At 67.9% G+C, this 12,318-nt stretch carries 13 protein-coding genes; 5 read left to right on the forward strand and 8 right to left on the reverse strand.

Annotated elements, in window-relative coordinates; all coding sequences use genetic code 11:
- Nucleotides 1-9: 9 nt before the first annotated feature.
- The 4 genes from MRBLMD1_RS15730 to MRBLMD1_RS15745 are packed head-to-tail and all read right to left on the reverse strand — an operon-like array spanning nucleotide 10 to nucleotide 3,783.
- On the reverse strand, nucleotides 10-1,476 hold the full coding sequence (locus tag MRBLMD1_RS15730) for a cation acetate symporter (protein ID WP_159635633.1): 1,467 nt from the start codon (nucleotides 1,474-1,476) through the stop codon (nucleotides 10-12).
- Nucleotides 1,477-1,483: 7 nt separating this feature from the next.
- Nucleotides 1,484-1,855 (reverse strand): hypothetical protein, encoded by a 372-nt coding sequence (locus MRBLMD1_RS15735; RefSeq protein WP_159632386.1) that lies wholly within the window; start codon nucleotides 1,853-1,855, stop codon nucleotides 1,484-1,486.
- Nucleotides 1,852-2,568 (reverse strand): LytR/AlgR family response regulator transcription factor, encoded by a 717-nt coding sequence (locus tag MRBLMD1_RS15740; protein ID WP_159632385.1) that lies wholly within the window; start codon nucleotides 2,566-2,568, stop codon nucleotides 1,852-1,854. The genes MRBLMD1_RS15735 and MRBLMD1_RS15740 overlap by 4 nt, the downstream gene beginning before the upstream one ends.
- Before the next feature lie 33 nt (nucleotides 2,569-2,601).
- Nucleotides 2,602-3,783: a sensor histidine kinase gene (locus tag MRBLMD1_RS15745; protein WP_364401257.1), complete on the reverse strand. Its 1,182-nt coding sequence runs from the start codon at nucleotides 3,781-3,783 to the stop codon at nucleotides 2,602-2,604.
- 214 nt (nucleotides 3,784-3,997) lie between these two features.
- Here MRBLMD1_RS15745 and MRBLMD1_RS15750 point away from each other — a divergent pair, with 214 nt between their 5' ends.
- Together MRBLMD1_RS15750 and MRBLMD1_RS15755 are read left to right on the forward strand one after the other, a co-directional pair.
- A complete protein-coding gene (locus MRBLMD1_RS15750; RefSeq protein ID WP_159632383.1) occupies nucleotides 3,998-4,378 on the forward strand; it encodes a DUF485 domain-containing protein in 381 nt (126 codons plus the stop codon).
- Complete coding sequence (locus MRBLMD1_RS15755) at nucleotides 4,375-5,991, forward strand: solute symporter family protein (protein ID WP_159632382.1); 1,617 nt, start codon at nucleotides 4,375-4,377, stop codon at nucleotides 5,989-5,991. Before MRBLMD1_RS15750 ends, MRBLMD1_RS15755 begins: the two co-directional genes overlap by 4 nt.
- A 171-nt stretch (nucleotides 5,992-6,162) precedes the next feature.
- Here the strand turns inward: MRBLMD1_RS15755 and MRBLMD1_RS15760 are convergent, their stop codons facing one another.
- The 4 genes from MRBLMD1_RS15760 to MRBLMD1_RS15775 all read right to left on the reverse strand — a co-directional run bounded on the left by MRBLMD1_RS15760 (nucleotide 6,163) and on the right by MRBLMD1_RS15775 (nucleotide 8,526).
- Nucleotides 6,163-6,798 (reverse strand): hypothetical protein, encoded by a 636-nt coding sequence (locus tag MRBLMD1_RS15760; RefSeq protein ID WP_364401260.1) that lies wholly within the window; start codon nucleotides 6,796-6,798, stop codon nucleotides 6,163-6,165.
- 16 nt (nucleotides 6,799-6,814) lie between these two features.
- Nucleotides 6,815-7,219, reverse strand: coding sequence for a DUF4383 domain-containing protein (locus MRBLMD1_RS15765; RefSeq protein ID WP_364401262.1), 405 nt, complete (start codon nucleotides 7,217-7,219; stop codon nucleotides 6,815-6,817).
- A 146-nt stretch (nucleotides 7,220-7,365) separates the two neighbouring features.
- Nucleotides 7,366-7,911 carry a hypothetical protein gene (locus MRBLMD1_RS15770; protein WP_364401264.1) on the reverse strand — a complete coding sequence of 182 codons (546 nt, stop codon included), beginning with the start codon at nucleotides 7,909-7,911 and terminating at the stop codon, nucleotides 7,366-7,368.
- A gap of 141 nt (nucleotides 7,912-8,052) precedes the next feature.
- The gene (locus MRBLMD1_RS15775) at nucleotides 8,053-8,526 is read right to left on the reverse strand and encodes an Lrp/AsnC family transcriptional regulator (protein ID WP_307492302.1); all 474 of its coding nucleotides are present in this window, start codon (nucleotides 8,524-8,526) and stop codon (nucleotides 8,053-8,055) included.
- 193 nt (nucleotides 8,527-8,719) lie between these two features.
- On the opposite strand from MRBLMD1_RS15775, the gene pdhA reads away from it, so the two are divergent.
- Genes pdhA through MRBLMD1_RS15790 form a run of 3 tightly spaced genes read left to right on the forward strand, consistent with a single transcriptional unit; the run spans nucleotide 8,720 to nucleotide 12,287 of the window.
- A complete protein-coding gene (pdhA, locus tag MRBLMD1_RS15780) occupies nucleotides 8,720-9,889 on the forward strand; it encodes a pyruvate dehydrogenase (acetyl-transferring) E1 component subunit alpha (RefSeq protein WP_307492300.1) in 1,170 nt (389 codons plus the stop codon).
- Nucleotides 9,889-10,899, forward strand: a complete 1,011-nt coding sequence (locus tag MRBLMD1_RS15785) for an alpha-ketoacid dehydrogenase subunit beta (protein ID WP_159632377.1) — start codon at nucleotides 9,889-9,891, stop codon at nucleotides 10,897-10,899. Before pdhA ends, MRBLMD1_RS15785 begins: the two co-directional genes overlap by 1 nt.
- A complete protein-coding gene (locus MRBLMD1_RS15790; protein WP_364401267.1) occupies nucleotides 10,896-12,287 on the forward strand; it encodes a dihydrolipoamide acetyltransferase family protein in 1,392 nt (463 codons plus the stop codon). Before MRBLMD1_RS15785 ends, MRBLMD1_RS15790 begins: the two co-directional genes overlap by 4 nt.
- The last annotated feature ends 31 nt before the right edge of the window (nucleotides 12,288-12,318 follow it).

Raw genomic sequence — 12,318 nt, forward strand, 5'->3', positions numbered from 1 at the left:
TCCTCCCGATCACCGTTCCGTTGCCAGCGGCCGTTCCGGGGTGTGCAGGCGGGTCATGATCCGCGGCATGGTCCCCGGGATCCGGTGGGAAGTGGCCCGGGACACGATGACCATCACCGCGAACGCGGCAGGCACGCTCCACGCCGCCGGCTGCGCGAGCCAGGGCGGCGTCAGGCCCGAACCCGATACTGCGCCCGCAATCATCGCCCCGCCGCACAGCACCCCGCCGGTCACCATGCCGGCGATGGCTCCGGCGTCGGTCAGGCCGCGCCACCAGATGCCCAGCAGCAGGACGGGGCAGACCGTGGAAGCGGTGAACGCGAAAACCAGGCCCACGCTGCCGGCAAGTGCCAGGGAACCGGTCATGAACGCAAAGCCGAGCGGGACCAGGGCGGAGACGACGGCCGCGAGCCGGAACCCGCGGACGCTTCCGCCCAGCACGTCCTGGCTGATCACGCCGGCCAGGGAGACCACCAGGCCGGAGGTGGTGGACAGGAACGCCGCGAACGCACCGGCCACCACCAGGGCGCTGAGCAGGTCGCCCGGTACCCCGCCCACGAGTTCGCCGGGCAGCCGCAGGACCATGGCGTCCGGCTGCCCCGAGCGGGCCAGGTCGGGGGCAAACATCCGGGCCACCAGCCCGTACGCCGTGGGGAAGAGGTAGAACACGGAGAGCAGGCCCAGGACGATCAGCGTGGTCCGCCGGGCCGAGTGCCCGTCCGGGTTGGTGTAGAAACGCACCAGCACGTGCGGCAGTCCCAAGGTGCCGAACAGCAGCGCCACCAGCAGGGACACGTTCTGATACAGCCCGGCAGGTGCCACGCCCGTGGGGTTGACCGCCGGCAGGGACTGGGGCTCCGCCCCCTGGCCGGCCAGCACGAAGACGATGAACAGGATGGGCACGGCCAGGGCCGTCAGCTTCAGCCAGTACTGGAACGCCTGGACAAAGGTGATGGACCGCATCCCGCCTGCCACCACCGTGAGGCACACCACCACCACGACGGCAACGGAACCCACCCAGGACGGCAGGCCCGTGGCGATATGGATGGTCAGCGCTGCCCCGTGCAGCTGCGGCACGATGTACAGCCACCCCACCATCACCACCACCAGGCTGGTGACGCGCCGGACCGTCCGGGAGGCGAGCCGGGACTCGGTGAAGTCCGGAATCGTGTAGGCGCCGGACCGGCGCAGCGGGGCGGCAACGAAGAGCAGCAGCATCAGGTAGCCGGCGGTGTACCCCACCGGGAACCAGAGTGCATCCGTCCCGGACAGCAGGATGAGGCCTGCCACACCCAGGAAACTGGCTGCGGACAGGTATTCCCCGCCGATCGCCGACGCGTTCCACCAGGGGCGCACGGTCCGGGATGCAACGTAGAAGTCGCCGGTGGTGCGTGAGATCCGGAGCCCGTAAAACCCGATGATGGCCGTGGCGAGGGACACCACCGCGACCGCTGTGATGGCGACGCCGGCATTCACCTGCGCATCACTGTTCCCCTGCCAGGTCCCGGTACCGCGCCTCATTGCGTGCCGCCGTCCTGACGTACAGCCATGCGCTCAAGCCGATCACCGGGTAGATTCCCGCGCCCAGCAGCAGCCAGCCGAACGGGATGCCGGCGATCCGGGTATCGGCCAGGCCGGGAACCACCACCAGGGTCAGCGGGAATGCGGCCAGGATCAGCAGGAAGCCGCCCGCCACCACCAGAGCCAGCCGCAGCTGGGACCTGATCAGCGACCGGACAAACACCTGCCCCACCTCGGAGTCCTGCGCCGCTTCCCGCGACTCGAGCGCGCGGGGTGTGCCGCGCACCGCGGTGCGCGCAGACGCGCGCGGGGCCGTAACCCGGACCCGGGTCATGCGTGCGGCCTGATCCTGGTTGCCTCCAGCTTCTCCCGCACGATGGGCAGGTGCCGGCGGCTGATGGGCAGGCCGGCACCGGCCACGGTGACGCGCGGCCCGTCGGCGGCCAGTTTCATCGAGGACACATGCTTGAGTGCCACCAGGTAGGAGCGGTGCGTGCGGATGAAGCCGGCGTCCGCCCATTGCTGTTCAAGGTCCGCCAGGGGCACCCGGATGAGGTAGCTTGCGTCGGCGGTATGCAGCCGCGCGTAGTCGCCCTGTGCCTGGACGTACGTGACGTCGTCGCGCCGGATCATCCTGGTGGTCCCGCCCTGGTCCACCGTGATCATCTCCGGTGCCGCCCCGCCGTCGCGCAATTCGCTGATCCGCCCCACGGAACGTGCCAGGCGCTCGGCGCGCACCGGCTTGAGCAGGTAGTCCACGGCGGCGAGTTCGAACGCAGCCAGGGCATGGTCCTCATCGGCAGTGACAAAAACAACGGCCGGCGGATTGCTGCTGCGGGCGATGGCCCCGGCGATGTCCAGGCCTGACACCGCAGGCATATGGATGTCCAGGAAAACGGCGTCGATGCCGCCGGCGGACAGGGCCGCAAGCGCTTCAGCGCCGGACGTGGCACGCAGCACCTTCCCGATGCGCTCGTCCCTGCCCAGCAGGAAAGCCAGCTCCTCAACGGCGGGCAGCTCATCATCAACGACGAGGACGTTAATCATTCTCCTAGGGTACTTCCAGCGGAACGGCGCTCCTCACGCATCATGCCCGGGCTGGGACTTCGGCACCCGCATGGTGATCAGCGTTCCCTCGCCCGGCGCCGTTTCCACCACCAGGCCGTGATCGTTGCCGTACACCTGGCGGAGGCGCGCATCCACATTCCGCAGCCCCACATGGTCCCCGTCCGTATGGCCCGCCAGCACGGACCGGAGATGCTCCGGATCCATCCCCACGCCGTCGTCCTCGATGGTGACCTCGGCGAAGGCCCCGGCGTCCTCCGCCGTGATGCTGATGTGCCCGGGGCCCGCCTTGGCCTCGAGCCCGTGCCGGACGGCATTCTCCACCAGCGGCTGCAGGCTGAGGAACGGGATGACGGTGCCCAGCACCTCCGGGGCGATCCGCAGGCTGACCTGGACGCGCTCGCCGAACCGGGCACGCTCCAGGAGCAGGTAGCGGTCAATGCAGCGGAGCTCCTCGGCAAGGGTGGTGAAGTCCCCGTGCCGCCGGAATGAGTAGCGGGTGAAGTCCGCGAACTCGACCACCAGCTCCCTGGCCCGCTCCGGATCGGTGTTGATGAAGGATGCGATGGCGTTGAGCGAGTTGTAGATGAAATGCGGGCTGATCTGGGCGCGCAGCGCCCGGACTTCCGCTTCCATCAGCAGCGTGCGGGAGGCGTCCAGCTCGGCAAGTTCCACCTGGACCGCGACCCAGTCGGCCACTTCCCCCGTTGCCCTGACCAGGCCTGCCCCCGCGGAAGGGGCGAAAGCTGCCACCGCGCCCACCACCCGGGTGCCCGCGCGCACCGGGGCGATGACCCCGGCAAGGTGGCCGTCGGTTCCGTCTGCACCGGCGGAGAGAACTGCTGTCCGGCCGGACGCCAGGACATCCGCTGCGAGTTCCATCAGGCGTGGCCTGATGTCCTCGGCACCGCCGTCCCAGGCCAGGACACCGTTGGTATCCGTGATGGCCAGGGCATCGCAGGCCAGCAGGGCCCGCAGCTGGCGGCTGGCTTTCGCGGCGCCCGCCGGGTTCAGCCCGCGGCGCAGGTGCTGCCCGGCCTGGGAGGCAGCGTGGAGCGTGTGGTACGTGGCGCGTTCTGCGTCAGTGCCCAGCTCACGGAAGGAGCGGAGCACCTTCAGGCCCACGCCGACGACGACGGCAATGGCCATGGCGATCACCGCAACGGCCGCGGCGGTGAGGAGGGGGGAGTCCGGCATGGTGCCCAGCGTAGCGGCGGGTGCCGCTTGCCGCAGCATCGCAACCGTTGAGCGACAGTGGGCGGTGAAGTGCTGGAACACAGCGGCGCGCGGGCGGCAAAGTGATTGGTGTCACATCTGCGGTGCCCCTGCGTGGTGCTGCCGGCCAGGCCCCCTGTCCAGCAGTCCGGGGCCCTCCGCCCGGTGTGTTCCGGCAACTCAATGAGGAGGAACGATGGGTAATGATGCCCATACTCCGGACGCAGCGGCGTCCGTGGACTTTGAACAAGTCCAGTCGACCGGGCAGTTCCAGGAATTGCGCAAGCGTCACCGCAGCTTTGTCTTCCCCATGGCAGTGGCCTTCCTGCTGTGGTACTTCGCCTATGTGCTGCTCGCCGACTACGCGGTGGGATTCATGTCCACCAAAGTCTGGGGCAACATCAACATCGGCCTGATCCTGGGCCTGCTCCAGTTCGTCTCGACCTTCGCCATCACCGGCTGGTACGTGCACTACTCCAACAAGCGGCTGGACCCCATCGCCACCGAGATCAGGCACGAAATCGAGGGGCACGAATTCGATAAGAACGGAAACCGAGTGGGCGGAGCCAACAAATGATCGCAATTCCCGCCGCGGTGGATGTCGCCGCCCTCAAGGACACCACCCTTCTGAACATGGGCATCTTCGGCCTGTTCGTGGCCGTGACCATGGTGATCGTGTTCCGCGCCAGCCGCAACAACAAGACCGCCGCCGACTACTACGCCGCCGGACGCTCCTTCACGGGCTCGCAGAACGGCACCGCCATCGCCGGCGACTACCTGTCCGCCGCCTCCTTCCTGGGAATTACCGGGGCCATCGCCATCAACGGCTACGACGGATTCATGTACTCCATCGGCTTCCTGGTGGCCTGGCTCGTGGCGCTGCTGCTGGTGGCTGAACTGCTGCGCAACACCGGCAAGTTCACCATGGCGGACGTGCTGTCCTTCCGGCTGAAGCAGCGGCCGGTCCGGATCGCCGCCGCCATCTCCACCCTCGCGGTCTGCTTCTTCTACCTGCTGGCCCAGATGGCCGGGGCGGGAAGCCTGATCTCCCTCCTGCTGGGCATCAGCGACTGGGGCGGACAGGCCCTGGTGATCATCGTCGTCGGCGCCCTCATGATCATGTACGTCCTGATCGGCGGCATGAAGGGCACCACGTGGGTCCAGATCATCAAGGCCATGCTGCTGATCGCCGGCGCCGCCGTAATGACCCTCTGGGTCCTGGCCATCTACGGCTTCAACCTCTCGGCCCTGCTGGGCGGAGCCGTGGAGACCGCCAAGAACCCGGCCGTCCTCAACCCGGGCCTGCAGTACGGCAAATCGGACACCTCCAAGCTGGACTTCATGTCCCTCGGCCTGGCGCTGGTGCTGGGCACCGCCGCCCTGCCGCACGTGCTGATGCGCTTCTACACGGTCCCGACCGCCAAGGAAGCCCGCAAATCGGTCGTCTGGTCCATCTGGCTGATCGGTATCTTCTACCTGTTCACCCTGGTGCTGGGCTACGGCGCCGCAGCGCTGGTCGGAGCGGACACGATCAAGGGCGCCCCCGGCGGCGTCAACTCGGCAGCTCCGCTGCTGGCATTCCACCTGGGCGGGCCACTGCTGCTGGGCTTCATCTCCGCGGTGGCGTTCGCCACCATCCTGGCGGTGGTGGCCGGCCTCACCATCACGGCCGCAGCATCGTTCGCGCATGACATCTACGCCAATGTCATCGCCAAGGGCAAGGCCGATGCCGCCACAGAAGTCCGGGTTGCCCGGCGGACCGTGGTGGTCATCGGCATCCTGGCCATCCTGGGCGGCATCTTCGCCAACGGCCAGAACGTGGCCTTCCTGGTGGCACTGGCCTTCGCCGTCGCCGCATCGGCGAACCTGCCCACCATCATCTACTCCCTGTTCTGGCGGAAGTTCACCACGCAGGGCGCGCTGTGGAGCATGTACGGCGGCCTCGCTTCGGCGATCCTGCTCATCATCTTCTCCCCGGTGGTCTCGGGACTGAAGACTTCCATGATCCCCGGGGCAAACTTCGCCCTCTTCCCGCTCAGCAACCCGGGCATCGTCTCGATCCCGCTGGCCTTCTTCCTGGGCTGGCTGGGCACCACCCTGGACAAGAGGCGGGAGGACGTGACGAAGCAGGCCGAGATGGAAGTCCGCTCGCTGACCGGCATCGGTGCCGAAAAGGCTGTGGACCACTAAAACCGGGACACTCCCCGAACCGGGACACGCCGGAACGGGGAGGCCCTGAAACAGGGACCACACCCACCAGCGCCGAACCTGTTCCGGCGCAACGTGAAGAGCCTCCTGCCGCGGGCTGCGGCACGGAGGCTCTTTCGTTGGGGACGGACCGGTGGGTTTTCCCGCGGGCGGTCAGCGCTGGTGGTGGCCGCCCGGTGCCAGGTTCCCGTGTTCACCATGCGGCACGGCGTACTGGCCGGCCGTCGAGGCGGCGAGGCCCGGCGTCGTAATTCCGGCCACCAGTACCGCGCCGGCGAACGCTGCCAGCAACAGCCTCCGCGGGCGCATGCCGGCCCCTGCCGGCTGCCGCGCGCTGTCTTGCTGTGCACTGTCCTGCTGGCCACTGTGCCGCTGGAGCCACCCGAGCGAGGCGATGATCATCAGCGTCAGCAGGAGCGCCGAAAGCTGCGTCAGGCTGAGCCCGGAGGTGGTGGACGTGGGGAACGCGATGGCGGCCAGGTGGGCCGCCGCCGCGCCTGCGAGGGCGTACCGCGCCCACCGGTTGCCGGCCAGCCGGTCCTTGGCCAGGAAGGCCACGGCTCCGGCCAGCAGAGCGGCTCCCCACAGGCCGGCCGCCACACCCGCAAGAAGCCCTGCCGGTCCAGGGGAGCCCGCTGCAAGGAAGCTGGAGGAGATGGCCAGGTTGACCGAGCCCGCACCGAAGCCGGCGAACCCGGTGACCAGGCGAACCGAAGAGTCCGCCTGGGGCGCCGTGGACTGTACCGTCACCGGGTGGGCCGGCGGTGCCGTGGGCCGGAGCGAAACCATGCCGGACCTTGGCATGCTAGGCGCGGGCAGCGGCCGGGGACTTGTCCAGGGACAGGCCCACGCCGAGGAGGAGCACGGCGCTGGCGAGGTGGAGGACGTTGTCGGCACCGTTCAGGGCGATGATGTTCAGCGGCGAATTCAGCAGGAACAGCCCCACGATGCCCACCAGGAGGTAGGCGGCGCCGACGGAGGAGTTCACGGTGCGTGCGCTGTCAGTCCCGCGGAGGCCGGCGAAGAGCAGCGCGGCGCCGATGGCCAGGTGGATGACGTTGTGCAGCGGGTTGACCTCGAAGATGATCAGGTTGGCGCCTTCCGTGGCGACGAAACCGACGCCTGACGTTACGGCGAAGCCCAGGAGGCCCACCAGCAGGTAGACGGCTCCGAAAATGGTGGCGACGAGGCGGTTGGGTGAGTTGCGCATGGTCCGAATCCTTCCTTCAGGGCGGGTGGGTTGTCCCGCCGGATGTGGGCCCCGGACGGGGCCCTCGGAAGCGATTCGGATCATTGCCGGGGTCGGATGGGTGAAAAGGTCAGTACCCTTTGCATTTTCCGTCCGGCTGGTCCCGGCTAGGCCGCGGGGCGCAGCTTGATGTTGGTCATCAGCAGCTTGTCGGTGCCCTGGAAGCGGTAGGCCAGGTCAACCTTCTTTCCGGTGCAGCTGATCTGGCCCACCACCTCGGCGGACTTCACGCCGTTATCGGTGGCAACCTTGAGGTTGTTGTATGCCGGCTGGCAGGAACTGTCCATTTCCAGGCTCTTAACGCCGGAGATGAAGGCCTCCTTGGAAAGCTGCTTCTTCAAGTCCGGGTCAAGGTATTCGTCGTAGGCGCCGGACGAATCCCCGGCAATCACCTTCTTGGTGAAATCATCCGCAAGGCCACGTGCCTGGTTGGTGGCGCTTCCCACCACGTTCACCAGGATCACGATGCCGAGGATCACCAGGAGCAGCACCCCGCCAATGCTGCCAAGGATGATCCACAGCTTCCGACGGCTCCGCTGGCGTGGCGGCTCCCCGGGAAGGCCGAACGGCGCGGGCTGCTCCGGCAGCCGGCCAAACTGCTGTGGCGTGAAGCCCGCCTGGCGCTGCCGGTACGGATCCTGGGGACTGCTCAAGGGTGGGCCTTTCGTGGAACAGGCGCTCTGGCGCCGGCGGACTGCCCCGGACCGTCCCGGCCCGGCAGATGACTGGAACAAGCCTATAACCCAGGCCGCCGCCGTCGTGCCTGAAGTGCCGCACCGGGGGTTCCGCTGCTGCTAGCTGCCTTCGGAGCCGCGGTCCAGCAGGGGCTGCACCCGGAAGGGGATCAGCTCGCCCATTGCCAGGGCCGTGTCTGCCCGCTCCACGCCGTCGCACGCCAGGATCTTGCCGTTGATGCGGAAAAGGTCCTCGGCGTCCCTGGCCACCACGCGCAGCAGCAGGTCTGCCGACCCCGTCAGCCCGTAACCCTCCAGGACCTCGGGGATGGCGGCGATTTCCCCGGCAAGCCGCCCGAGTTTCTGCTGCTGGACGTGGACGGAGATGAACGCCATCAGCGGATAGCCCAGTGCCACCGGGTTGAGGCGCCGTTCGAAGGACAGGAAGACGTGCTTCTTTTCCAGTTGGGCCATGCGCGCCTGGACGGTATTGCGGGACAGGCCAAGCTTCTGCGCGAGGGCCACCACGGTACGGCGCGGATCCTGCGCCAACGCCGACAGCAGGCGGGTGTCAGTGCCATCCAAAGCTCGCATAATGCGCAACGCTAGCACGGTGCCGGGGCGCGGGACAGGGCACTTTGCTCAGAAACAGCGGCGGTGGTTGTACCCTCTGGGCATTGTGAGTAGGGTCACAGTATCTGGGGCAATGACGCCCGGAAGGCCGGTGGCGGCAGGGGCCAAAAGCCCGCAAACCACGGGTCAACGACGTTCGAAGGTTGCGGCAATCGTGTCTACAGACCAAACGGGCCATGACGGCGCTAACACCCCCCAAAGCGCAGGGAATCCAGGAGAAACCGGGCCGGAATTCCTTCAGCTGATTACCCCGGCCGGTGAACGGATCAGCCACCCGGAGTTCGATTTCTGGGTCCGGGACGTCACCGATGACCAGTTGTGCTCCCTCTTTGAGGACATGACCGTCATCCGGCGGATTGATGTTGAGGCCACCGCCCTGCAGCGGCAGGGGGAGCTGGCCCTCTGGCCCCCGCTCCTGGGCCAGGAGGCGGCCCAGATCGGGTCCGGACGGTCACTGCGCGCAGACGACTTTGTGTTCTCCAGCTACCGCGAGAACGGCGTGGCCTACTGCCGCGGCGTGGACCTGACGGACCTCCTGCGGGTCTGGCGCGGAAACGCCTCCGGCGGCTGGGACCCGTACAGCATCAACATGGCCACCCCGCAGATCATCATTGGCGCCCAGACCCTGCATGCCACCGGCTACGCGATGGGCATCCAGAACGATGGTGCCGATGCCGTGGCCGTCACCTACTTTGGCGACGGTGCCACCAGTGAGGGTGACGTGAACGAGGCCATGGTGTTCGCGGCCAGCTTCCAGGTCCCGGTGGTGTTCTTCTGCACCAACAACCACTGGGCCATCTCCGAGCCGGTGCGCCTGCAGTCCCACATCCAACTCGCGGACCGCGCCACCGGTTTTGGAATCCCCAGCCTGCGGGTGGACGGCAACGATGTCCTGGCGGTCATGGCCGCCACCAGGCTGGCCCTTGACCGCGCACGGCGCGGTGGCGGCCCCACCTTCATCGAAGCCGTCAGCTACCGCATGGGGCCGCACACCACCGCCGACGACCCCACCCGGTACCGGGACGCCAATGAGCTGGAGGACTGGGCCGCCAAGGACCCCATCAGCCGGCTGGCCGGCCTCCTGGAGCGCAAGGGGCTGCTGACCGAGGAGCTGCAGCAGCAGGTCAAGGACAAGGCCGACACCGTGGCCGCGCAAATGCGCCGCGGCTGCACCACCATGCCGGAGCCCCAGCCCATGGACATCTTCAAGCATGTCTACAGCACGCCCAATTCCTGGCTGGAACGCCAGCAGGACCATTACGCACGGTATTTGGCCTCCTTCGGCGATCCCGCAGGTGCCGTTTCAGAGGAAGGTGCACGCTGATGACCCAGTTGACCTTTGCCCGCGCCATCAACGCCGGGCTCCGGAAGTCGCTGGAAAACGACTCCAAGGTGGTTCTCCTCGGCGAGGACATCGGCGCCCTGGGCGGCGTGTTCCGCGTGACGGACGGCCTGCAAAAGGACTTCGGAACCCACCGCGTGGTGGACACCCCGCTGGCGGAGTCCGCCATCGTGGGAACCGCCGTCGGCCTGGCCTACCGCGGCTACCGGCCCGTCGTGGAAATACAGTTCGACGGGTTCATCTATCCGGCCTTCGACCAGATCGTCAGCCAGGTGGCCAAGCTGCACTACCGCACCCGCGGGGCCGTCAAAATGCCCATCACCATCAGGGTCCCGTTCGGCGGCGGCATTGGCTCACCGGAGCACCATTCCGAGTCCCCGGAAGCCTACTTCACCCATACCTCGGGGCTGCGGGTGGTCACCGTGGCCAACCCCCAGGACGCCTATACGGTCATCCAGCAGGCCATCGCCTGTGACGATCCCGTCCTCTACTTCGAGCCCAAGCGCCGCTACCACGACAAAGGCGAGGTGGACGAGAACGCAGATCCTGCCTCGACCCTCCCCATGGACAAGGCCCGGGTGCTGACCGACGGCAGTGACGTGACCCTGGTGGCCTACGGGCCACTGGTCAAGACCGCCCTGGACGCAGCCTCCGCCGCCGCGGACGAGGGCATCTCCATTGAAGTCATCGACCTGCGCTCGCTGGCCCCCGTGGACTACGAACCGGTGGTGGCCTCGGTGCGCAAGACCGGGCGCCTGGTGGTCACGCACGAGGCTGCCCAGTCCGGCGGGCTGGGAGCGGAAGTGGCGGCCAGCATCACCGAACGGTGCTTCTACCACCTCGAGGCCGCTCCGGTCCGGGTGACGGGGTTCGACATTCCCTACCCCTACTCCAAGCTGGAAATGCACCACCTCCCGGGCCTGGACCGCATCCTGGACGGCGTGGACCGTGCCCTGGGCCGCCCCAATTCCCTGAGCGGACTGGAAGGATGAGCGCCACCATGATCAAGGAATTCCGGCTCCCGGACCTGGGGGAGGGACTTACGGAGTCTGAAATCCTCAGCTGGAAAGTGGACGTCGGCGACACCGTCAGCCTGAACCAGGTCATCGCCGAGGTGGAGACCGCCAAAGCCGTGGTGGAGCTCCCGTCGCCCTTCGCCGGGGTCATCAAAGAACTTCATGAACAGCCCGGTTCCGTGGTGGAGGTGGGCAAGCCGATTGTCTCCTTCGAGGTGGCGGACGACGCCGGGTCCGCACCTTTGGCGCCGTCCGGCGCCGCGGGCGCGGAGTCCGGGGAGGCTGCGCTGGACACCCCGAAAAGGGAACCGAACCTTGTTGGGTACGGCGCCGTCGTCGAAGGTTCCGGGCGCCCCACGCGCCGGGCGCGGAACTTTGCCCCGGTAGTTGAGGCAGGGGGAACCAAGGCCCCGGAGGCCGGCCCGGTCGAGCCTGCAGCTGTCCAGCCAGCACCTGCGGAGGGCAAGGCCGCCGAACGTCCCCGGTCCACGCCCCCGGTCCGCAAGCTGGCCAAGGACCTTGGCCTGGACCTCGCCCAGGTTCCCGGAACCGGTCCCGGCGGCCTGATCACCCGGGAGGACGTGCAGGAGTTTTCCGGCCACGCCGCGGAACCTGCCCTGCAGGCGCAGGGGGCCGCGTCCCCAGGCGGAGCCACGCCGGGGGAGCGGGAGACCCGGACCCCCATCAAGGGGGTACGCAAGCACACCGCTGCCGCGATGGTGCAGAGCGCCTTCACCGCGCCCCATGCCACCGAATTCCTGACCGTGGATGTCACGCCGAGCCTTGAGCTGCTGGCCAAACTCAAGACCAGCAGGGAGTTCGCGGGTATCAAGCTCACCCCGTTGACGCTCGCCGCCAAAGCCCTCCTGATCGCCCTGCGCCGCAACCCGGCACTGAATTCCCGCTGGGACGAAGAAAACCAGGAGATCGTCACCTTCAATTACGTGAATCTGGGCATCGCCGCCGCCACGCCGCGCGGACTCACGGTTCCGAACATCAAGGACGCCGAGGCCCTTCCGCTCCCGCAGCTGGCCCAGGCGCTCACGGCGCTTGCCGAAACCGCACGCGCGGGCAAGACCACGCCGGCGGACCTCTCCGGCGGCACCATCTCCATCACCAACATCGGCGTCTTCGGCATCGACGCAGGCACCCCCATCCTCAATCCGGGGGAGGCCGCGATCCTTGGCCTTGGGGCGGTCCGGACCATGCCATGGGAATACCGGGGCGAGGTGGCGTTGCGCCAGGTGCTGACGCTGAGCCTGTCCTTCGACCACCGCCTGGTGGACGGGGAGCAAGGCTCCCGGTTCCTGGCGGACGTGGGGGCCATCCTGGCCGAGCCGGGCATGGTGCTCACCATGGTGTAGCGGCTCCTGGCCTGCACATCACCGGCCCCGG

The sequence above is a fragment of the Pseudarthrobacter sp. LMD1-1-1.1 genome (assembly GCF_040676255.1).
GTDB lineage: Bacteria > Actinomycetota > Actinomycetes > Actinomycetales > Micrococcaceae > Arthrobacter.

Excerpts from the sequence above, each read along its gene's own strand:
- MRBLMD1_RS15755 (WP_159632382.1), top strand. The coding sequence starts at position 4,375 with ATGATCGCAATTCCCGCCGCGGTGGATGTCGCCGCCCTCAAGGACACC.
- MRBLMD1_RS15750 (WP_159632383.1), top strand. The coding sequence starts at position 3,998 with ATGGGTAATGATGCCCATACTCCGGACGCAGCGGCGTCCGTGGACTTT.
- MRBLMD1_RS15760 (WP_364401260.1), bottom strand. The coding sequence starts at position 6,798 with ATGGTTTCGCTCCGGCCCACGGCACCGCCGGCCCACCCGGTGACGGTA.
- MRBLMD1_RS15765 (WP_364401262.1), bottom strand. The coding sequence starts at position 7,219 with ATGCGCAACTCACCCAACCGCCTCGTCGCCACCATTTTCGGAGCCGTC.
- MRBLMD1_RS15785 (WP_159632377.1), top strand. The coding sequence starts at position 9,889 with ATGACCCAGTTGACCTTTGCCCGCGCCATCAACGCCGGGCTCCGGAAG.
- MRBLMD1_RS15735 (WP_159632386.1), bottom strand. The coding sequence starts at position 1,855 with ATGACCCGGGTCCGGGTTACGGCCCCGCGCGCGTCTGCGCGCACCGCG.
- MRBLMD1_RS15790 (WP_364401267.1), top strand. The coding sequence starts at position 10,896 with ATGAGCGCCACCATGATCAAGGAATTCCGGCTCCCGGACCTGGGGGAG.
- MRBLMD1_RS15775 (WP_307492302.1), bottom strand. The coding sequence starts at position 8,526 with ATGCGAGCTTTGGATGGCACTGACACCCGCCTGCTGTCGGCGTTGGCG.
- MRBLMD1_RS15740 (WP_159632385.1), bottom strand. The coding sequence starts at position 2,568 with ATGATTAACGTCCTCGTCGTTGATGATGAGCTGCCCGCCGTTGAGGAG.
- MRBLMD1_RS15745 (WP_364401257.1), bottom strand. The coding sequence starts at position 3,783 with ATGCCGGACTCCCCCCTCCTCACCGCCGCGGCCGTTGCGGTGATCGCC.